General features: G+C 53.6%; 17 protein-coding genes. 9 read left to right on the forward strand and 8 right to left on the reverse strand.

What is annotated here, in order from left to right:
- The first annotated feature begins 195 nt into the window (after nt 1-195).
- A complete protein-coding gene (locus AC3RCL_RS03050; protein ID WP_492534547.1) occupies nt 196-1,242 on the forward strand; it encodes an EAL domain-containing protein in 1,047 nt (348 codons plus the stop codon).
- A 233-nt stretch (nt 1,243-1,475) separates the two neighbouring features.
- On the opposite strand, the gene AC3RCL_RS03055 is transcribed toward AC3RCL_RS03050, so the two are convergent.
- The 3 genes from AC3RCL_RS03055 to AC3RCL_RS03065 all read right to left on the reverse strand — a co-directional run bounded on the left by AC3RCL_RS03055 (nt 1,476) and on the right by AC3RCL_RS03065 (nt 5,675).
- Complete coding sequence (locus tag AC3RCL_RS03055; protein ID WP_492534548.1) at nt 1,476-3,779, reverse strand: glycoside hydrolase family 65 protein; 2,304 nt, start codon at nt 3,777-3,779, stop codon at nt 1,476-1,478.
- A gap of 90 nt (nt 3,780-3,869) precedes the next feature.
- Nucleotides 3,870-4,520, reverse strand: a complete 651-nt coding sequence (gene pgmB, locus AC3RCL_RS03060; RefSeq protein WP_012818805.1) for a beta-phosphoglucomutase — start codon at nt 4,518-4,520, stop codon at nt 3,870-3,872.
- Between the two features lie 120 nt (nt 4,521-4,640).
- Nucleotides 4,641-5,675, reverse strand: coding sequence for a LacI family DNA-binding transcriptional regulator (locus AC3RCL_RS03065; protein WP_009593335.1), 1,035 nt, complete (start codon nt 5,673-5,675; stop codon nt 4,641-4,643).
- A 605-nt stretch (nt 5,676-6,280) separates the two neighbouring features.
- On the opposite strand from AC3RCL_RS03065, the gene AC3RCL_RS03070 reads away from it, so the two are divergent.
- The gene (locus AC3RCL_RS03070; protein ID WP_492534549.1) at nt 6,281-7,978 is read left to right on the forward strand and encodes an alpha-amylase family glycosyl hydrolase; all 1,698 of its coding nucleotides are present in this window, start codon (nt 6,281-6,283) and stop codon (nt 7,976-7,978) included.
- A gap of 107 nt (nt 7,979-8,085) precedes the next feature.
- Here the strand turns inward: AC3RCL_RS03070 and AC3RCL_RS03075 are convergent, their stop codons facing one another.
- Entirely contained in the window at nt 8,086-10,350 is a 2,265-nt protein-coding gene (locus AC3RCL_RS03075) for an ATP-binding cassette domain-containing protein (RefSeq protein WP_492534550.1), read from the reverse strand.
- A 101-nt stretch (nt 10,351-10,451) separates the two neighbouring features.
- Between AC3RCL_RS03075 and AC3RCL_RS03080 the strand changes: the two genes are divergently transcribed.
- From AC3RCL_RS03080 to AC3RCL_RS03105, 6 genes are all read left to right on the forward strand, one after another.
- Nucleotides 10,452-11,399 carry a helix-turn-helix transcriptional regulator gene (locus tag AC3RCL_RS03080; RefSeq protein WP_492534551.1) on the forward strand — a complete coding sequence of 316 codons (948 nt, stop codon included), beginning with the start codon at nt 10,452-10,454 and terminating at the stop codon, nt 11,397-11,399.
- A 254-nt stretch (nt 11,400-11,653) separates the two neighbouring features.
- The gene (locus AC3RCL_RS03085; RefSeq protein WP_012818807.1) at nt 11,654-12,328 is read left to right on the forward strand and encodes a response regulator transcription factor; all 675 of its coding nucleotides are present in this window, start codon (nt 11,654-11,656) and stop codon (nt 12,326-12,328) included.
- Entirely contained in the window at nt 12,325-13,713 is a 1,389-nt protein-coding gene (locus AC3RCL_RS03090) for a sensor histidine kinase (RefSeq protein ID WP_492534552.1), read from the forward strand. Before AC3RCL_RS03085 ends, AC3RCL_RS03090 begins: the two co-directional genes overlap by 4 nt.
- 825 nt (nt 13,714-14,538) lie before the next feature.
- Nucleotides 14,539-15,459, forward strand: coding sequence for an ABC transporter ATP-binding protein (locus AC3RCL_RS03095; RefSeq protein ID WP_492536255.1), 921 nt, complete (start codon nt 14,539-14,541; stop codon nt 15,457-15,459).
- Entirely contained in the window at nt 15,456-16,172 is a 717-nt protein-coding gene (locus AC3RCL_RS03100; RefSeq protein WP_492534553.1) for an ABC transporter permease, read from the forward strand. The genes AC3RCL_RS03095 and AC3RCL_RS03100 overlap by 4 nt, the downstream gene beginning before the upstream one ends.
- A 1-nt stretch (nt 16,173) precedes the next feature.
- Entirely contained in the window at nt 16,174-16,908 is a 735-nt protein-coding gene (locus AC3RCL_RS03105) for an ABC transporter permease (protein ID WP_492534554.1), read from the forward strand.
- 122 nt (nt 16,909-17,030) lie between these two features.
- Here the strand turns inward: AC3RCL_RS03105 and AC3RCL_RS03110 are convergent, their stop codons facing one another.
- The 3 genes from AC3RCL_RS03110 to AC3RCL_RS03120 all read right to left on the reverse strand — a co-directional run bounded on the left by AC3RCL_RS03110 (nt 17,031) and on the right by AC3RCL_RS03120 (nt 20,084).
- Nucleotides 17,031-17,870 carry a Gfo/Idh/MocA family protein gene (locus AC3RCL_RS03110; RefSeq protein WP_492534555.1) on the reverse strand — a complete coding sequence of 280 codons (840 nt, stop codon included), beginning with the start codon at nt 17,868-17,870 and terminating at the stop codon, nt 17,031-17,033.
- Between the two features lie 33 nt (nt 17,871-17,903).
- Nucleotides 17,904-18,986 carry a Gfo/Idh/MocA family protein gene (locus AC3RCL_RS03115; RefSeq protein WP_009591335.1) on the reverse strand — a complete coding sequence of 361 codons (1,083 nt, stop codon included), beginning with the start codon at nt 18,984-18,986 and terminating at the stop codon, nt 17,904-17,906.
- 150 nt (nt 18,987-19,136) lie between these two features.
- Nucleotides 19,137-20,084, reverse strand: coding sequence for an AraC family transcriptional regulator (locus AC3RCL_RS03120; protein WP_277747746.1), 948 nt, complete (start codon nt 20,082-20,084; stop codon nt 19,137-19,139).
- A 291-nt stretch (nt 20,085-20,375) separates the two neighbouring features.
- On the opposite strand from AC3RCL_RS03120, the gene AC3RCL_RS03125 reads away from it, so the two are divergent.
- Nucleotides 20,376-21,263, forward strand: coding sequence for a YhfM domain-containing protein (locus AC3RCL_RS03125; protein WP_277747747.1), 888 nt, complete (start codon nt 20,376-20,378; stop codon nt 21,261-21,263).
- A gap of 94 nt (nt 21,264-21,357) precedes the next feature.
- Here the strand turns inward: AC3RCL_RS03125 and AC3RCL_RS03130 are convergent, their stop codons facing one another.
- Nucleotides 21,358-21,942 carry a TetR/AcrR family transcriptional regulator gene (locus tag AC3RCL_RS03130; RefSeq protein WP_192569851.1) on the reverse strand — a complete coding sequence of 195 codons (585 nt, stop codon included), beginning with the start codon at nt 21,940-21,942 and terminating at the stop codon, nt 21,358-21,360.
- Nucleotides 21,943-21,944 lie beyond the last annotated feature (2 nt).

Consider the following 21,944-nt stretch of genomic DNA (forward strand, 5'->3'; position numbering starts at 1 on the left):
CGGATATCGACAATATGTTGTTAAGAGCAATATAAGTCGATTATTGTAGAATTTAGCGCAATCATTGCACGAATCTTGCGCATTTCTCGCAAAATAGGTCATAACTTCGATATAAAATCCATAAAATGCAAAGAAATCATATTCAAAATGCCGATAAGAAGCATAGTGAGAGCTAGCTTGCCAAGGAGGACGAACATGATTTGCGACAATTGCAGCACCTTTGAACCGATTGAGGACCAGGGGACCATTCATATGAAGCCTGCAAGTGGTGAGCTTATTCAATTGCTGGCAGTGAACGGCTACGCGGTACAAGAGAACAATGAGGGTTGTGCTGTGAACTACAAGGTACGAGCGGACCTGATCTCCATCATCGAGTGTCTGCAACCCCTTCCGCTGAAGATTCGTCAAGAGCTGTCCTTCTGTGTTACCCGTGGAGGAGCTCCGCAAATCCGGCATTCGTGGATCCCTATGCAGAAGTTCGAACTGCAGATGGAGCATTATGATATGGTGAATGTCATTTTACATAAGCAGTTTACGAGCTACATGCAGCCCATCGTGGATCCAAACGAGCAGATCGTGGCCTATGAATTTCTCCTTCGACCGGTAGAGTGGGGACCCCGGTTCCAGCCGTACGAGCTGTTTGAGACAGCCCGAAAAACCGGACTGCATTCATTCCTGGACCAGGCGGCACGCACCAGTGCGATTGAGACCAGTGCCGAGTGGCTTCCGATCGGCGTGAAGCGGTTCGTGAATTTCCTGCCGTCCTCGATATACGATGCGCAGATGTGTCTGAGCCACACCTTCAATACGATCGACAGGCTCCATATGGATCCGAGGGATTTCGTATTCGAGGTGGTGGAAACCGAGAAAATCGACGATGTGAAGCATTTGCAGTCGATATTCGAGGTATATCGAAGCCACGGCATCTCGGTTGCCATGGATGACGTCGGCGCAGGTTATTCCACATTGGAGCAGATGATTAAGCTTAAGCCGGATTATGTGAAGATCGACCGGAGTCTTATCGACCATTGCGATCGAAATCCCGCCCAGCAGAAGCAGCTCGAAATGATCACGAACATGGCTCATGATTTCGGGGCCATGGTGCTTGCAGAAGGCATCGAGAGACGGGAGGAGTTTCATTTTTGCCGAGATATCGGGATCGAGCTTTCGCAGGGGTATTTGTTTGGGAAGCCAGCCGAGCGCCCTCCGCGTGATCCTCATACTCAACTGATCTATTCATAACATACATAATCGGCATTTCCCCCGCACGGAGGCGCAAAGCGATGGCATTTATCTGATCCCGGCTTATGGCTGAAGCCGAACCTGCAGAATGATGCCTGACATGGACGAAGACGGGTTCTTCAAGAATGAGCCATGATGTAGAGGAGCCCGTTTTCTGTAAAAACAAGAGCCCTGGAAGATTTTCCAGGGCTCTTGTTTTTGTATGGGCCGGCGCATTGAAGCTCCAGTGCCTTTTATCTTGCAGCCGTTACCTCTCCAAATCCGCTGATGGCGTATTCCTTGCCGTTCACGTTCAGGACGGCGGGCGTATCCGTTTCGTTCACGATGAGGGTTTCATGGCCTTTGACGTTAACCTTCAGGCGGGATCCGCGGAACATCACCTTGAAGGAGAAGGAGGACCAATGCCCCGGAATGAACGGGTTCAGATGCAATACGCCGTCCTTCACGCGCAGGCCGCCGAAGCCATGCACAACCGACATCCAGGTTCCCGCCATGCTGGTCGTATGACAGCCGTCCTCGGTATCGTTGTTGTAGTTGTCCAGATCCAGGCGGGCTGTACGAAGGTACATCTCGTACGCCTTTTCCTGGTACCCGAGCTCGCACGCGAGAATGGAGTGTACGCATGGCGAGAGGGAGGACTCGTGTACCGTGAACGGTTCATAGAAGTCGAAGTTGCGTTTTTTCGTAGCCAGGTCGTACCGGTCGCCAAGGAAGAACAATCCTTGCAGCACGTCGGCCTGCTTGATGTACACCGAACGCAGAATGCGGTCCCAGGACCAGTTCTGGTTCAGCGGCAGGTGGGCAGGGTCCAATTCCTTCACCGGAACCAGCTCCTTGTTAAGGAAACCGTCCTGCTGCAGGAAGACGCCGAGTTCCTCGTCTACCGGGTAGTACATTTTGCTGATGATATCCTGCCATTTGGCCGTTTCGGCATCCTGCAGGGCAAGCTTCGCCGTAAGCTCGGCATAGCGGGAATTCTCATTCTCTTTCAAATACTCCAGCACGTCGATCGTGTATTCCATCGTCCAGCTGGCAATGCGGTTGGTATACCAGTTGTTGTTGACGTTGTTCTCGTACTCGTTCGGGCCGGTGACGCCCAGCATCATATACTGGTCCTTCGCCGGCACGTAATTCACGCGCTCCTCCCAGAAACGGGAGATTTCCACGAGCACTTCCAGACCGTATTGGCCGAGGTAAGAGAAGTCGCCGGTATAATTGACATAGTTATAGATGGCATAGGCAATCGCGCCGTTACGGTGGATTTCTTCAAACGTAATCTCCCACTCGTTATGGCATTCCTCGCCGTTCATCGTCACCATAGGATAGAGCGCCCCTTTGGTGAAGCCGAGCTTTCTGGCATTTTCCTTCGCCTTTTCCAGGTGCTTATAACGATAGATCAGCAGGTTGCGCGAGATGCTGGCATCGGCGGTGCTCAGATAGAACGGCAGGCAATAAGCCTCGGTATCCCAGTAGGTGCTGCCGCCGTATTTTTCCCCGGTAAAGCCCTTAGGCCCGATGTTCAGGCGGTCGTCTTCGCCGCTGTAGGTTTGGTTCAGCTGAAAAATGTTAAAGCGGATCGCTTGCTGGGCCGCCACATCGCCTTCGATGACGATATCGCTTTCCTTCCATTTGTCGCCCCAGGCATCTGCCTGCTCCTTCAGCAGCTGTTCAAATCCGGTCTCCACCGCCGGTTCCAGCACGGCACGCGCAGCATCCACCAACTCGCCGAATCCATGATTGCGGGAAGTGACGTTGGCCACGTATTTATAGATGGTGACGGCTTCGCCTTCTGATACGGGGACGCTTACGCGGTTCGCGGCATATTTCTCTTTCTCGATCAGCTCGGCTTGAAGATCCAGCTTCGCCCCGTTCTTAACAAGGTAATAAGACATAACGGAGGTAACATGGAAATCGAGCTTTTTGGTTTTTACGGTCAATGCGGCCGAGCCTTGCGCGGCTTCCTTGAATACCTCCAGCCAGAACTTCTCGTCATAGTTGGAGTCTTTGTTCTTCACATCGCCATCGAGATAAGGCGTAACCGTAAGCTCTCCAGCGAAATTAAGCGGCGTTACGGCATATCGGATGGCACCGATCTCGTGGCGTACAATGCTGACAAAGCGAAACGCCTCGATCTGGAGCTCCTTGCCGTCTTCCAAGACAGCGGTGAAGCGGCGGGAGAGGAAGCCTTCCTTCATATTCAGCTCGCGCAAAAAATCCTTCACCGTGCATTTGGCCAAATCCAGCGGCGTGCCGTCGATTTCAATGCCGATGCCGATCCAGTTGGTGCTGTTCAGCACTTTGGCGAAGTATTCAGGATAACCGTTCTTCCACCAGCCTACGCGTGTTTTATCCGGATAATACACCCCGGCCATGTAACTGCCCTGCAGGGAGGAACCGCTATAGGACTCCTCAAAGTTGGCGCGTTGGCCCATGAATCCGTTACCGATACTGAAGATACTCTCTGAAATTTCATGCGTGTGAGGATCAAAGCCCTCTTCAATAATTGACCATTCATCAAGCTTTAAATATTGTTTCACAATCATCGGCTCCTTTAGGTTTAGGAAAAATGGTTGCATATCTATATGGGATGATGCTGCTGAATGCTGTAAACGCATGTGCTCACACGTTTATAACTCCAGCAGTCGGTCCACCGTTAACTCTTCCAGGGAAGGAAGGACGAGGTTGGCGCGCCCCAAGGTTTCGGGCGAACCGATGCCGACGCTGCGCATTCCCGCCCGGATGGCGGCTTCGATTCCGGCCTCGGCATCCTCGAATACGACACAGGCGTCAGGGTCGGCGCCAAGCTCGCGAGCTCCCAGCGTAAATACCTCGGGATCCGGCTTTGCTTGGCTGGTCTTCGTTCCATCGATGATGGCGTCGAAGTAAGGCGTCAGGCCGGTATTGTTCAGGATCAGCATCGCGTTCTTGCTGGCGGAGCCCAGCGCAACCTTGATGCCGCGGTCCTTCAAGGCTTGGATAAATTCGAGGGCTCCAGGCAAAATCTCGGATTCGTCCATGTTGGAAATATACTCGACATACCAAGCATTCTTCTTCTCGGCCAGCGCCAGCTTTGCGTCTTCATCCAGCGATACTCCGCCAACCTCAAGCAGAATATCGAGGGAAGCCATGCGGCTTACACCCTTCAGGCGTTCGTTGTCCTGTTCCGTGAATTCAAAGCCAAGCTCTCCGGCAAGACGCTTCCAGGCAATGTAGTGATACTTGGCGGTATCCACCAGCACGCCGTCAAGATCGAATAAACAAGCGGATAGGGTTGACATGATCATCCTCCTTAAGGAATTAGTGCAAACGTTTGAACCAAGCTGCAAAAATAAAGGAAGCACCAGGATGCTTCTTTATTTTGAAGTACTTCTTGCTATGCTCCGCAAATTCGTCGACACTCAAGATTTCGGCGGCGAAAACATCGAGGATTCGCGGATCATCAATCGATGCGGAATAATATAGCGGTGCGGCAGGATCGTGTTGTCATCGTTGCGAATCGTCTGGATCAACGCCTGCGAGGCGGTATAACCCAGGTTATAGATGCCGATGTCAACGCTGCTCAGCGGCGGGGTCGATAGTTCGGTCAATGAGATGTTGTTGAAACTGATGATCGATACGTCCTGGGGAACTTTATACCCCAGCTCGTGCAGTCCGCGAACCACGCCGAAAGAGACAATGTCGTCGACAATGACAAGCGCCGTCGGCCGTTCGGGCAGGTTCATGAAAAAGGACATGGCGCGATAGCCGCTCTCCTGCAGGAACTCGCCTTCGACAATCCATTCTTTTCTCATTTCAAGGCCTGCATCGGCGAGTGCCTTTCCGTAGCCCTTCATCCGGTCCTGGGATACGATCAGGTTTGGCGGCCCGCTGACAAAACCGATCCGCTGATGCCCAAGCGAGATCAAATGCTTGGTTGCATCATAGGCTGCCTGCACATTATCGGTATCGACCGATAACAGGTCAGGATATTTCTCGCTCCGACCGACAAGCACGAACGGGTAGTTGTTCGATTTCAGAAAATCAACGACCTGGTCGTCCTGCCTGGAGTAAAGCAAGATGGCGCCGTCGACGCGGCGGCCGTTAAGAAGGCGGGATACGGCTTCGACTTCCTCTTTCTCGTTGCCGCCCGAACTGAGAACGACATCGTATCCGGAACGGTTCGCTTGGGTGACGATACCGCGGATCAGCTCCATGAAGAATAAGTTGAGGAACAATTCCTCCGCGGGTTTCGGCAGAATGACGCATATGCTTTCTGTCGTTTTGGAAACAAGGCTCTTGGCCATAATATTGGGATGGTAGCCCATTTCCTCCATGATCTCTTTCACCTTGCGCGAGGTTTCGCGGCTGATTCTTGGATGGTTGGAAAGCACCCGAGAGACGGTGGAGGGGGATACGCCCGCTCGTTTTGCGACATCTTTTATCGTTACTGACATAATAGGACCTCCAGTGGAACCGTTTGCGTTTTTTTGAAAATAAGAAAGCGACTACTGGAGTCTCCCTTATTTCACAAGAGTAACTTTCCGCTGTTTGCCGACCGTTCCTCTTTATTAAATTGTGGGTCTGTCAGGCCCTGTGTATACGTGGATACCTATTGATCTAAAGGCATATTGATCCGGTATGTTAAACGGTTTCACACTGCTATATTAACGTTAATCGATAGGCTTGTAAATACGTATCCAAGTCAGTCCAACGCAATTATTTCACAAATGCATCAAAAAAGAAGCAAGGATTAGAAAACGGAAGAAAGGCCGGTATTATGGCCCGAAAAAACCGGAAAACAACTTAAAATGGCATTGTGCAAACGATTTAACAAAACGAAAGTGTGGGTTATGATAGAGTGGGATCAAAAACAGGCCGTTATCAACTGCTGAAGATGGAATTAAAGCCAGACCTTATTATGTAACCGTTTTATTGGAAATATCTAGTACTTTTTAATTCAAACGTTTGCGCTTTCTGATTATACATGAAAATACTTTAGATTACATAAGCGGAATGACTCGATGAATATCAGCTGCGTGAGCGAACAGGGGGAAACAGCGTGATACGAAATACATGGGGAAGACGCAGGGCTCTGCCGATATGGCTTACGGCTTTTGCGCTTACGGGAAGCCTGCTTGCAGGCTGCAGCGGCACCGCGGTTGCGCCACAAGAGGAAGCGAAGCCGCCGGCGGCTTCGGAATTGAAACAGCCGGATACGAAAGCGCCTGCGCCAGAAGGGAAAACGGAGGTGGATGAGCAGCCTTCCGACGTCTATTACGAAATTTTCGTGCGTTCATTCTATGATTCCGATGGGGATGGGATCGGTGACTTGCAAGGGATCACTGAGAAGCTGGATTATTTGAATGACGGAAATCCGGAAACCTCGGAGGATCTCGGCGTGACGGGGATTTGGCTGATGCCGATCCATCCTTCGCCGAGCTATCACGGCTATGATGTGACCGACTACCGTTCCATTCACCCGGATTACGGGACGCTGGATGACTTTAAGACGCTGCTTGCCGAAGCGGATAAGCGCGGGATCAAGATCATTATGGATCTGGTGGTCAACCACACGAGCACGGAGCATGCTTGGTTTCAGCAGGCTGCGAAAGACAAGGCCTCGGGCACCCGCGATTGGTACATCTGGGCCGAGGATCAAGGGAAAACGCCTTCCGGATCCAGTGCGGCGGGAAGCGGCTCCCCTTGGCATGAGATGAACGGGGCGCATTACATGGGCACGTTCTGGGGCGGGATGCCGGATCTGAACTTCGATAATCCGAAGGTCCGCGAGGAGATGAAGGATATCGGGAAGTTCTGGCTGGAGCTGGGCGTCGACGGCTTCCGGATCGATGCAGCCAAGCATATTTACGAGGATCTGATGTCCGATAAGGGCGAGGCGACCACGGCCAAGAATACGGCTTGGTGGCAGGAATTCCGAGCCAGCATGAATGAAGTGAACCCGGAGGCTTATATCGTCGGGGAGATTTGGGATAATTCCGCTGCGGTCATCGCGCCGTATTTGGAGAATGCATTCGATTCCGGATTCAACTTCGGCTTGGGCGAGAGCATCGTCGGTGCCGCCATGAACGAGAAGGATAACAACCTGGCCTTCACCCTGGAGCGGACATATGGCTTGTTCAGTCAGGTATCGGACGGCAAGTTTACGGATGCTGCCTTCCTGACGAATCATGACATGAACCGTGTCATGACCCAGCTGAAGGATGACGTGAACCACGCCAAGATGGCTGCCGGCATCCTGCTGACGATGCCGGGAAATCCGTTTATCTATTACGGCGAAGAGATCGGGATGAAGGGAGCGAAGCCGGACGAGCAAATCCGGGAGCCGATGATCTGGTCCAATACGGGCAGCGATAAGGGACAGACGAACTGGGAGCCGCTTACGCATAACCGCGGCGATCAGGTCCAAGGCGTAGAGCAGCAGACCGGAGACGAGGATTCCTTGCTGTTCCGCTATCGCACGCTGATCCGGTGGCGGAATGAGATGCCTGCCCTGAACAGCGGCACGATTGAATCTTATGCGTCAGGGAACCAGCAAGTGATGGCCTATATCCGCCGGACAAACGAGAGCGGGGCCTTAGTGGTTCATAACCTTTCAGGCACGGAGCAGACCGTGGACCTGGCATCCAAGAACGGATCTGCGGATTTCCGGTCATTGGCGAGAACCACCGACGACAGCGCGGCATTGGATGGCAGCAGTTTAACACTGCCGCCTTATACGACCGTTATTTTGGAATAGGCTGCGATCCTGCCTTATCCAGCAAAACACAACAAGACCCCGAGCCCCTGGAAGGAGGCGTGCTCGGGGTCTTGTTTGACATCCAAGCCCTTAGGCTACTCAGAGGACTAAGCCCGAAACTGCCGCAAATAATTGGCCGTCACGGAATGCGTGCTCTCCAGAAGCTCCGCCGGTTTGCCGGAGAACAGGATGTTCCCGCCGTCTTGTCCCGCGCCGGGTCCCATGTCGATAATCCAATCCGCCTGGCTGATGATATCCAGGTTATGCTCGATTACAATGACCGTGCTGTCCTGTGCGACAAGCCGGTTGATGATGGACATCAGGCGCTCGCAATCGGACAGATGGAGTCCGGTCGAGGGCTCGTCGAGCACGTAAATCTCACCTGAATTATCCAGTTCCGCAGCCAGTTTCACCCGCTGCCGCTCTCCTCCCGACAGCGTGCTTAAGGGCTGACCGAGCGTCAAGTAACCCAGTCCGACCTGCTGAATGCGCATAAGCGCGGCCAGGATGCCGGGCTCCGTGAAAAAATCCAGCGCTTCATCGGCCGTCATAGCGAGCACGTCGCTGATGCTGCTGCCTCGAAGGCGATATTGCAGGACGTCATCATGAAAGCGGCGGCCCTGGCAAGCTTCGCAAACGCTAACCAGGCTGTCCATGAAGGCCAAATCCATCGTGATCGTGCCGGAGCCGTTACACTCCGGACAGGCTCCCTTGGCATTAAAGCTGAACAGGGAAGGGCTAACCCGATTCTCCCCGGCGAATAACTTGCGGATATCGTCAAAAATGCCGGTAAACGTCGAGAGATTGGAACGGCTGGACGCCTGGATCATGTCCTGATTGATAATGACGGCTTCCGGATAAACGCCAGGCAGCACCTGGTTGATGAGCGTGCTTTTGCCTGACCCGGCGACGCCCGTTACCGCCGTCAGCACCCCGGCGGGAATGCTCACGGACACCTGCTTCAGATTGTGAAGGGAGGCGTCCCTGATATGCAGCCATCCGGTCGGCTCGCGGACCTCGGACTTTAACCGGGCCCGCTGACGGAGGCATTTTCCCGTCAGGGTATCGGCGTGCCGCAAACCCTCCCAATTCCCCTCATATACGATGGTGCCTCCGGATAGGCCGGCTCGCGGTCCCATATCTATGATATGGTCTGCAATCCGGATGACGTCCGGGTCGTGCTCCACGATGATGACCGTATTTCCCTTGTCCCGAAGCTGCAGCAGCAGGCGGTTCATGTTATGCACATCGTGAGGATGGAGTCCGATGCTGGGCTCGTCAAAAATATACGTCAGGTCCGTCAAGCTGCTCCCCAGCTGGCGTACCATTTTGATGCGCTGGGATTCGCCGCCGGATAGGGTTGCGGTTTCCCGGTCCATCGTCAGGTAACCGATCCCGACCAGAAGCAGCTGCTGCAGCCGGGTTATGCAGGTGTCTACGATGGTTGCCGCCGCGGGATCCTTGATGCTTTCCAAAAAAACGATCAGCTCATTGACCTGCATCCGTGCGCAGTCGGCGATGGAGGTTCCGTTGATTTTGCAGGAGAGCGCCTCCTGATTCAGTCTTCCGCCATGGCATAACGGGCAGGCTGTTTCGGCCACCACCTGCTCGATGGCTTCCCTGTACGCCCTCGAGTCCCGCGAATCCTTGCTCAGGAAGGTCCGCTCGATTCGCGGGATAATGCCTTCGTAATACGAGGTAGGGGGCCATTCCTTGGTCGGGTTCGGCGGTTTAAAGCCGGTTTTGTACAGCAGCGTGTCCCATTCCTCCTCGCTGTAATCCTTCAGCTTCTTATTGTTGTCAAACAGGCCCGTGGCCACATAACACTTCCAGCGCACTTCCCCCGGGTGGAATGTCGGAAACCGGATGGGCCCCTCATTCAGCGATTTCTCCTTGTCGATCAAGCTTTCGATCCGAAAGGCGTTCACTTTGCCCAGTCCTTCGCAATGAGGGCACATGCCTTGCGGGTTGTTAAAGGAAAATGCGTCCGAATATCCGACGAAGGGCCGGCCGATCCGGGAGAATAACAAGCGCAGCAGGGAATGGATATCGGTGATGGTTCCCACGGTTGAACGGGCGTTGCCGCCGATTCTTTTCTGATTGACCACGATCGCGACCGACAGGTTCTCAACCGAATCGACTTCGGGCTGTCCGTAATGAGGAAGCCGATGGCGGATAAAGCTCGAATAGGTTTCGTTCAGCTGGCGCTGGGATTCTGCCGCAATCGTATCGAAGACCATGGCGGATTTGCCGGAACCGGACACGCCGGTGAACACCGTGATTTGTTTTTTGGGAATGGCCAGGCTTACGTTGCGCAGGTTTTTGTTTCGTGCGCCGGTGACCTTGATGGACTGCTCTAAACTTTGGTTCATCAGGGGGTGCTCCTTTCTTGTGTTGTTTTTGACCTTGTCACGGCAATAGCATATCTTATAAACATGACAATTATTGTCTAGTTATAACGCATAAGGAGGACATGATGACAAAAGCGAAGCAGCTCATGGATGTCATGATGTATGCCAATGCCAAGAGAATCTTTACCGCTCAGGAAGTGGCCGATGAGTTCGGCGTTTCCGTTCGCACGGCTCACCGGTATCTGACCGAAATCAGCGATATGGGCGTACCCTTATATACCGAGCAGGGACGGCACGGGGGATATCGTACCTTGAAGACACGCGTTCTCCCGCCGATCCTGTTCGATGAAGACGAGGTGTTTGCCATATTTTTTGCCTTTCAGGCCTTGAAGCGTTATACCTCGTTACCGTTCGAGCTCAATATCGATTCCGCTTCCCGTAAGCTGCTGGCCGGATTTCCGGAGGACACTAAGATGATGATCGACCGCCTGGAATCGGTGCTGACGTTCTGGAGCCCAAGCAGAACCGCAGGGTCCCCTTACCTAAAAGACGTCATTGAAGCAGCGCTTCACCAACGGGTTGTACGGATCAGATATCGATCCAAATCGGGGACCGGCGACAGGGAAGTGCTGCCTCTCGGCGTTTATGCCCAGGACGGTTTATGGTATATGCCCGCAGTGGAGAACGAGAAGGGAGAAGTGCGTGTGTTCCGCATGGACCGGATGGAAACCCTGACTCTGACCGATAGCACCTATGAGCCGGCCATTAGCATGCAGGAATGGCTCGACGCGTATCCCGTGCGGGAGCCGGTTCGATTATATGCCGAGCTGACCAGGGAAGGGGCGAGGCAGTGCGAAAGCATTCCGTGGCTGGAGAACGAGGTGGTCATGCAGGATGAGCACCGCGGCATCGTGGATACGATCGTCGATCGGAATGATCTTGAATATGTGGCCCAGGTTTTTCTGCGTCTGGGGCTGGAGGCGAAGGTGATCGAACCGCCGGAGATCGTTGACAATCTGAGGGAGAAGGCCAGGCAGCTCAGCTTGCATTACGGAGAGGCGGAGGGTTAGGCTGTCCGGGCGGCAGCTGGCCGGAGAACGGATGGCATGATGTGAAGGTGAGGTAAGCTTCGTGAAGGCCCAGTGAGGGAGTACGGCAGGTTAGCAAATCGGATGCATGAACATCGGGGATCCCATGTTACAATGACAAAAGATGAATTTACGGCATACATAAAAGCTTGCAAGGGCCTTTTTTTGACTTAAAGGCCTATAGAATAACCCCTCATGGGGAGATACGAATGTTCGTACGGAAAGGAAGATTTACCATGAGCGCATGCATTCTATATATTGAGGATGACCGGGAGATCGGCGGATGGGTCAGCGAATTTCTCAGGGACAAGGGATACGAGGTGCGGTGGCTGCTGAGCGGAGAACAGGCCGTACAGGAAGCGGCTCCGTGCGCGGTCGTTGTTCTGGACGTCATGCTTCCGGGGCTGGACGGCTTTACGGTCGGGCAGCGTCTCAAAAAGGCCTATCCCGGACTGCCCATCCTGATGCTGTCGGCGCGAACCTCCATTGACGATAAGCTGCAGGGGCTTGAGTTCGCCGACGATTACCTGACAAAGCCTTTTCACCCGGACGAGCTGGCTGCCCGTCTCGAGGTGCTTCTGCGACGGTCTGTCGTGAAATCCGCGGAGCCCATCCGAGTGAAGCACTTATCGGTATATGAAGACGAGAATCGGATCGTGAACGAGGATACCGGCGAGGAGACGCTGCTGACCGGCAAACAGCATCAAATCTTTATGTATCTGCTCCAGCACCAGGGGCGTGTCATGACCAAGGAGCAAATATACGAGTCGGTCTGGGGAGAATCATATATCGAAGGGGACAAGACGCTGATGGTCCACATCCGGTATCTCCGGGAGAAGCTCGAGCGGGACCCCGCCAACCCGGAGATTATTGAGACCGTTCGCGGGCTTGGCTACCGGGTGAGAGCATGAGATGGAAAAGGAAGAAGGGAAGGTTCCGCAATTCGCTGACCAACCGGTATTTGCTGCTGATTTTGATGGCCATGATTTTCATGCCGATCATGTTTCCGTTAGCGTCGATTTTTTACTGGTTCGTGAACGATACCTTCTCGGATCGGCCGCCGGCCCCGGCCGGGAAATATACCAGCGGTGCCGCGTTAGAGAGAATGTGGCACGAGGAAGCAGCCGGATTAAGCGGAGCTTCGCCGGAGGCCATTGAGCAGAAGCTGAATTCGATACGGCAGGAGTATCCGGAGATCTCCATGTTCTGGGTGGATGGCGGCAATAAGACCAGGCTGCAGCTGCCGGTGCAGCCTAACCTGCCCGAGGTATGGAGCGCCCCCTATACCGTGCAATTTATGAAAAACTCCCTGGATAGCGACCCGTTCACCTCCGTGGCTTTTATCGGGGGAGAGGGATCGGGAGAAGGCTTCATGGTCATGCAGCTGCCGAGAAAATACCTTAATGTCCAGCAGCCCATTGCGAGTGAGACGGCGCTGTACGGGCTGTTCACGGCGTCGATGTCCGGCCTGTTCATTCTGGTCTCCTGGCTGTTCTTCGTGCGTATACGCAAGCGGCTGCTGCGGCTTCGTTCGGCCATGACGTCGTCCCATGCGTCGACGGGCATACCGCAGCCGGTTACGTTAACCAAGTATGACGAGATTGGACAGCTGGAAGAGGGCTATAACGATATGGTCATCCAGTTGGAAGAGGGGCAGCGCCGCCAGCGCGAGGAAGAAGAGCTGCGCAAATCCCTGATCGCCAATCTGTCCCATGATCTCAGAACCCCGCTGACGGTGATTCGAAGCCATATTTTCTCCATGGAAAGGGAGCCTCTGAGCCCGAAGGGGAAAGAATCGCTGTCACTCATTGAATCGAAAATCGCCGATTTGGGCGGCCTGATCGACAATCTGCTGTCCTACAACTTGCTGACCAGCGGCAGAGTGCAGCTGAACATGGAATCAGCAGACGTGCTGCGAATCGTCAAGGAAAGCGCCGCAGCCTGGTATCCGGTATGGGAGAAGGCGGGAATCGAGCCTGACATCCAGGTGCGAGACGAGCCGCTCCACTGGAACGTAGACGTGCTGTGGTTCCGGAGGCTCCTCGATAATCTGTTCCAAAATGTCGCTCGCCACGCTCGATCCGGGCAGTACATCGGCATTCATACCGAGGAGAGGGAAGGACTTGAGGGCGTCCTCGTCATTTCGGACCATGGGCCGGGGATCGAAAGCGATTCCGGCAACAAAGGCACGGGCATCGGCCTGGCCATCGTGGACCACCTGACCAGGGAGATGGGGCTGGAAAGCCATGTGGAAAGCTCGGAGGAGGGAACGAGGATCCGCATCTGGAAGCGTTGAGCAATCAAGCGCTGGGCTATCAAGCATTCCATCAGGGGTGCTGAGGCCGGGTTGAATAGATAAAAAGAGGAGCCGGCACGATTATCGGTTCCTCTTTTTTTTGCTGCCAATAACAGAAAAAGACGCCCTATAAGGCGTCTTCGTACCATTGCTTTTCGCTCGAGTTTCACGAGCTCGTCAGTGAACTGGGTTCATAAGCAAGGCAGGCTACAGCTGCTAGACTCAAAGAGAGATCCATTCTGAAATCAAGGCGAACGAAAACATGCATATTCATGGTTAACCACGCTCCAATCGTAACGGTGAATCGATCTATCAGAGAGAAAAGTGATCGGCATGCCATCATCAGCGTCAGGTAGCCCCCCTGTACGGACGCCATAAGCGTTTCGGCTAAGTTATTATATCATATTCGGACACTTGCTAAAACTGTAGGTAGGCTCTAGCTTAGCCAGTCGACAGAAGCAAATACCAATGCAGGCTACTTCATGCCTGTTAGCGTATGTGAAGAAACCTCTTGAACTAATGTGAATGCATCAGCGGAGGGGACGGAATCGTTACTGGAGAAGCGAAGCGTTCGCCTTTAAATCCGGGAAACCACCTCTTGGGCAAATTCCAGTTTCCTGGATTTAACAGCGATCGGAAGAACGATCCGGCACCGGAGCGGCCTTAGCTGCACGAAGCTCCAGCGACAGAGGTCCACGAAAATTATCCCGATGATGGCAGCCGCTCCGAAACCGTTTGGATAGGCTGCTCGCATTTTTAAAGAAAATTTAAACTTGGGGCCGACCGGCGTTTAACCTTGGACATGTAGGATGTATACCTGAGGTGATGAACGTGACGGAACTCGTCATTCAAACAAAAGGCTTATATAAAATATACAAAAAGCGCGCAGCGGTCGTGGATTTGAATCTGGAGATCGCCCGCGGCGACATTTACGGCTTCCTCGGCCCGAACGGTGCCGGGAAAACGACGACCATCCGCATGCTGCTCGGACTCATTCAACCGACGCGTGGCGCGATTCATTTGTTCGGCAAGGATTTAAAGAGCGAAAAAATGGACATTTTGCGCCGGACCGGATCGCTCGTGGAATATCCATCGTATTACGGCCATCTGACAGCCGTAGAGAATCTGGAAGCCATTCGCCGTATTACCGGCGGCCCGAAATCCCGCATCGCGGAAGTGCTGGAGATCGTCTCCTTGACGAAGGAGGCCAAGCGCCCGGTCAAGGGATACTCGCTTGGGATGAAGCAGCGTCTTGGCATCGCGGCCGCCCTGCTGAACAATCCGGAGCTGCTCATTCTGGACGAGCCGACCAACGGCCTGGATCCGTCCGGGATACATGAAATCCGGGAGCTGATCAAGAATATGCCGCGCCAATACGGCATTACCGTGCTGGTATCCAGTCACCTGCTGGGGGAGGTCGAGCAGATGGCGGACAAAGTCGGCATTATCCGTGAAGGAAGGATGGTGTTCCAGGATACGATCGACAATCTGGTATCCACGGCATCCAGCGGTTTCCGCTTATCGGTATCCGAGCCTGAGGCAGCGCTGGGACTAGCCCTAGACTTAGGCTGCGAAGGCGTCCTGCGGAACCAGCTGCTTGAGCTGGAGAGCATGCAGGATGCCAAAATCGCGCTGCTCGTGAAGCGCCTGGTGGAGAACCAGCATGCGGTATACCGGGTGGAAGAGCAGCGGAGGTCGCTGGAGGATATCTTCATGCAGATCGTAGGGGAGGGAAGCCGGGTATGATGTTCCGTGCGCTTTCCGCCGATTGGCTGAAGATCCGGGGCAAAGGCATCTGGTTTCTCGCTGCGCTCGGTCCCGTCGGGCTGGCAGCGATGCAAGGGCTGAACTTCGGACTTCGATACGATTACCTGATGAAATCCTACGCGGCGGATCCTTGGGGCGGGCTGCTGGAGAACGTGCTCTTCTTTGTGCCGATTGCCCTGTTCCTCGGGATCACGCTGGTCTGCTCGCTAATGGCCAACGTGGAGCATCAGCTGAGCTCGTGGAAGCAGCTGCTGGCACTGCCTATATCCAGAACGGCGGTATTCAGTGCCAAGTTCGTGCAGGCCTTCCTGATTCTCTGCGTATCCTGTTTCCTTCTGTCGATCAGCACCGCCGTCCTCGGCATCATACTGGGGATGGGGGCAGATCAAATGCCGTATGTCGATCTGCTGCGCATTGGCTTTGTGCAGTTATTCGCGGCGCTTCCCATGCTGGCCTTTCAGCTGTGGACGTCTTTGACGCTTAAGAACCAGGGGATCGCGGTCGGGATCGGGATTACCGCTTCGGTCGTGTCGATGTTCGCCCTGCAGTTTCCTGATTGGATGCCGCTAAAATGGCCACTGCTGGCTTACATGGGGCCGGGAGAAGCCCGCGTCATCGGAGCGGGTTTGCTGCTGGGCGCGGTGATCGCATGCGCTGGCCTGATTCATTTTAACCGAAAGGATGTGGAATAAGATGGCATCCTATCTAAGAGCGGTGTCCGCAGAATGGCTTAAGCTGTCGAAATCGAAGCTATGGCCGCAAATCTTCCTGTGCGCGGTCCTCGTTATGCTGCTCGGCATATTAAACGGAAAGCCTGAGGAGCTGGCGCCATGGGAATATCTGATCAGCATTATGATCGTTCTGCATGCCATGCTGCTGCTCCCGATTCTGACGGGGATATTCAGTGCCATGGTATGCCGGTATGAGCATTCGGGCGGGGGATGGAAACAGCTGCTCGTCCTGCCGGTTTCACGCGGCGCCGTCTATTTTGCGAAGTTCTCGGTGGTAGCCATGCTGCTGGCCGTCGTCCAGTTACTGTTCATGGGCGCCGTACTGGGAGCCGGTTTGATCCACAAGGTGGATGCTCCGATTCCATGGGAAATGCTGCTGCGCTGCCTGCTTGGCGGTTGGGTCGCCTGCTTGCCGCTTGCCGCGCTGCAGCTTGGAGTCTCAACGGCCTGGAGCAGCTTTGCCGCTCCGCTGGCATTGAACGTCGTTTTCACCATACCGAACATGCTGGTAGCCAACTCGCAGACGTATGCCCCTTACTATCCGTGGACGCAGCCGTTTCTTGCGATGATGCCGGCGGGTCAAGCCGATTTCGGCGCATTCAACCTGCCGTTCGAAAGCCTCATGACCGTCGTGGTGGGAGGGTTTCTACTGTTCTTTCTCGCGGGCTTCGTCTATTTTCAGCGGAAAGAAGTGTAACTCTTCAGAACTGGATTTCAAAGCTGGCTTGGTTTTATGAAAAAGAGCTGCCCTCAGGCCCTTACGGCCTGTTGGAGCAGCTCTTTTTATATATTTCTATGTGTAACGAACCCTTGGTTTTGCTATTGAGGCAAATCCACCCACACATAAGGGGTGTCAGCCGCCTTCAATCCATACTCGATAATCGTGATGACGGCGACCGTTTCTGCCGAGTTGACGGCAGGCTCGCCCGTTTCGAAGAAATTCACCAGATTCTCGATGAACAAGGCGAAGAAATTCGAATTCGCGGTGACCTGCTTGAAGCCCCCGTCGCCATTTTTTATCCCCAAGGTAAACGGACAATTATCCCCGAGATGATTCACGGTGGCTTGCTGTCCGTTCCCGAAATCGATCAGCAGGGCAGGGGAGTCAGGCGTTCCGATGTACATCACCCGCTTCGGGCTGGTCCCCATCAGGCTAACGATCGGCTCGATTTGATGAATCGAATAATTGGCGAAGGCGCCCGGTCCCCAGCTGCTGATCGTTTGAATATCGCTTCGGTCCAGCTCACGGTATTCGCTGGCAAAACGGAGGGCGGACGTCGAATACATCGGCGTTCCGTGCTTTGCCGCCAGGTCGAACAGGCGGATGGCCGCTTCCCTGTCAGGCGCGAACGTTTTATCGATATAGGTCGGCTTGCCGGATTGCAGCGGGAGCTGGGACAGCTCCTCATGGAATTCCGGGTTATCCGGGGACAGCACGATCAGGTAATCGCTGCGCTCCACCACCTCTTCGATCGTGGGCAGCAGCTCAATTCCAAACTCCTTGCTCCAGGCGGCGTTCGTGAGCCCGTTCTCTTTGTCTCTCTTGCCGTAGGCGTACATGACCTTCATGGCATGTTCCGATGCCTGCTCAATCCACCCGGGATATTTGTTCGCGTGGAACTGGTCCAAATGCAGGTCGATGAATCCGATTTTTTTCATGATAAAGGGCCTCCCTGGCGTTCGAACTATAGGTTATAGGCTGTTCTGGGCAACGGGCTGAAGCGAAACCTCCGCGCCTTGGTCGGACGAGTCGTAAATCGCCTGGATGATCTGGGAGGAGAGGATGACCGTATCGATATGCGAAGGCTGTTTCTCCCCGGTTTGAATGCAGCGGATGAATCCGTCGATCTCATTCTGGAACATGCTGCCGAGATTGAATTTCGGCGTGGTTTCGATCAATGCGCCGTCCTCCGTGGTGTAGAAGGTGAAGTCCGCGCCGTATTTCAGCCGGATGCCGCCTTTGTCGCCGAGGAAGTCGATGAACATTTCTTCGGCGCCGATATTTTGCGCCCATGCGCCGTTCAGGGAAATGGTCGGGCCTTCCGTGCGGACGAGGGCCGTGACAAAATCGTCGACGTCATACGTGCCGTCATATTTCGGCGGACCTGCCCACATTTTGAGGAAGGTGTAATTCTCCATGTCTTTGCCCAGCTTGCAATAAGCCTGACCGGAGACGGTCTTCGGCTTCGGATCGCCCGTACAGTACATCACGACATCGAGGAAGTGAACGCCCCAATCGATCAGCGCGCCGCCGCCGGCAATGGCTTTGGTCGTGAAGGCGCCGCCGAGACCCGGGATCGAGCGGTGGGAACGGAAGCTGGCATAAACGTGATACAGCTCGCCAAGATCGCCGTTTTGGATCATTTTTCTGATTCTGTTTACGCTTTCATTGTAACGGTTGACCACCCCGATATTGAGCGTTTTGCCCGTTTCGTGCTGAACCTTCTGCATCTCCAGCGCTTCCGCGTAGGTGCGGGCTGCCGGTTTTTCGCATAATACATGCTTTCCTGCCCGCAAGCAATCGATGGCGATGGAAGCATGAACGTCATTCGGCGTACAGATCGATACCGCGTCGACCTCAGGGTCGTTCAGGATCTGGTTGTAATCTTCGATGGCTTGGCCGCATTCGTATTTGGCGACGGCGGCATCGGCCCGGTCCTTCAAGATATCGCAGAAATATTTGATTTCGGCATCTTCGTTGGCCATGTAGGCGGGGATATGGGCACTGTTCGCAATCGTGCCGCAGCCAATCACGGCAATTGTAATTTTGTTCATCGGTTCTCCTCCAAAATCGTGGATTGATGATGCAGTGATGACATGAGCCTGTCGCTTGATTCTTCGTTATTGCTTGCCCCGAGTATAGCATGTGAGCGATCGCTTCGATTTCACTATCGTGTTTATTTATTGGATTATCGTACCGAGGCGCTAGTCCACGGTTTTAAAAGCGTTCTTTTTATAATAAGCGGGGGTCGTTCCTGTGTATTTCTTGAAAATGCGGCAGAAGTATGGAAGCTCGTTAAACCCGACCTTGAAGCACACGTCGGTTACCGTCAGCTCGGGCTCCGTCAGCAGCCGCATCGCCATTCGTATCCGGTAGTTGGCCAAGTACTGGCTGAAGGTCCAGCCTGTCACTTCCTTGAAACGTCGGCAAAAGCTCGTCCGGGACATCATCGTCCGCGCGCAGAGATCCTCCAGCCACAGGGGCTGATCGAAGTGGTCGTGGATATATTGAACGGATTCCAATATGGGCTCCCGATACGGGGCGCTGCCCGCGGTTACCGATATATGCTTGCTTTGCTCGGCATGCTCGCGGTTCACGATCGCCAGCAGCTTCAGCAGATTGGCCTTCAGCAGAATATCGAAGAATGGGCCCCGGCCTCCGAACTCGTTCAGCATTTCGGTCAGGAGTTCCTTAACGACTAGGTCACTGCCGCCGGTCAAGGTGATTTTGAGCGGGACGCGGTCTTCGGTCGTGACAAAAGGCTTGATGAAGGAAAGGTCGAACAGCTGCGGCTCGTCCGGCATTCCCTCCAATTGTTCGTTAATGAAGGCCGGCATGAATTCGCACCCGAGCACCTCCAGTTCTTTCCCGGGGACCATCTCCACGCGATGGACGCTGTAAGGAGGGAGCACGAATATATTGCCCTGGACCATCCGGTATTTTTGGCCATAGAGCGTATGGATGAATTCGCCTTTGCTGACATACCAGATTTGAAGATAGTCATGCATATGATCGGATAAACTCCCGAACTTCTCGGTAATGCGGTACATTTTGCAGGGCAGGCCATTCGCCATCTCCAGCTCCGACGTAAAGTAGGCGATTCCTCTTCGGGTGCATTCGGCGATATCCGGTTCCAGCCAGTGAATAGCCATCGTTTCTTTCCTCCTCGTACGTTTCGATCCTGTTATTCATAGCATAACTGATTAAGGACATGAAGGAAGAGAAAAATCGAAAAAGTTACTGTAATTCATGGGGGCGGGGACGTGATCGATGTCATGAGGAAGTCCAATCATGATCAGGGTCCGCAGGATTCGCTCCGCATGATTTACCGATGATCAAGCAGCCGCGTTTAATGCCATGAGATACAAGATGAAGAAAAGGCGACCATCTTTTGGTAACAAATGGGCATTGTCATACGTCTGAATGGTAGAGGTGATGTTGCGATGGGGATCATGAGGGAATATAAGCTGGCGAATAGGGGAACGGTCTTGCTATGGGTGATGGTTTTGACGATGCTGCTGACAGGCTGCGGTCTCGGTAAGGATGGGGATGTGAAGAGGTCTTCCGAAACAGGGGAACGAGCCATAACTTCAGGAATGGAGGAGGATAGCCAACTCCAAGATTATGTAACGATCCACCGCGGTCAGGGGTTCGGTAAAGTCAGTTCGGGTATTTTCGGAACGCTGGATAGCGTGAAGGACGTTGAGGTGTTCGATGAAGCCATCCGGACAGCGGTGAGGATGCAGGGAATCATGGATGTAAGAGAACCGGATTATGATGCGGTGATTCACCTTGACGGGGAGAGCACATCCATTCATCTATGGCTAGAACCCGACAGTAAACGTGGAATGTTTACCTATATAACGGATACCGGCACAGGATATACGTTGACCGAGCAGTTGACAGCCCAGCTCACGGAATTGATCGATCAATTGCGATATACGCCTGAGCAGGCCAAGAAGAATGGGGAGGTTGTATTTAGTTTAGATGGGTTGATTGCCAACCGGGAGGCATGGGATCAATTCGTGAAGCAAGTGGAGGAGAAGCACCCAGCTTCTGTACAGCTGACGCTGTATACAATAGAGGGCAGCCCCATTTTTCATGATTTGGAGCATGGTTACCAAGGCGAGTTCATCCGGCATCGGCTCGATACTACGCATGACCCGCTGGGGAAGCCGGTAAAATCCGTCGAATTCTGCAAGGAGCTGGTAGCGGAGCAGACGGAACAGGGAATCGAATACCGACTGAACGGGTGCGGTGAGGGGCGTGACCAAGAGAGCGATACTTTCCACATGCTGTTTCCTGTAGAAGAGGCAATTCATAATAGATAAAGATCAGCATCCCTTTCGTGTGCCATAATAATCGTTTCGTGCAGCAAAGAGCCGAGGTATCCTAAAGATACAGGAAACCTCGGCTCTTTTGGCGTTACGGGCAAAACTCCTTCAGCATCTGCTCCTTCACTTCTTCAATGGGGAAGTGCAGGGGATAGGTGGATATCATCAACATGATGCCCTGAAGGGTAGAAGAAAAGTACAAGGAGCGCTTGCGCGGCTCGGGTACTCCGAGACTTTCGAATATGCGGCATTGAATCTCAAATTGCCGTGCAGCCTCTTCCACAAGACGCTTGCTGTAGGGAAACAGCTCTTGATCCGCTTCGGGCTGTGTTTGAAGATGCAAGTAAAACCGGAATACCTCCGGCTGCTGATAGACGTTGTCGATGGCTTGCTCCAAAATATATTTCAGCTGATCCGCTGGTGCTTGGAGTGAAGCGGAATTCTCCATAACTTCGGCAACGCTTGCGATTCGCTCCTCGACCATAGCGGCAAGAAGTCCTTCCTTGCCTGAAAAGTAATTATAGAGCAGCCCTTTGGATGTACCGGCTTTCTTGGCTACATCGCTAATGGAAGTGGCATGGTACCCCTGATGGATAAACAAATCCATGGCAGTTTCCAAAATCTTCTCTTTTGCCATCTGGCGTATGCGTTCGTTCTCGATGGGTGAGCGTGGCATAA

The sequence above is a fragment of the Paenibacillus sp. MT86 genome (assembly GCF_058792535.1).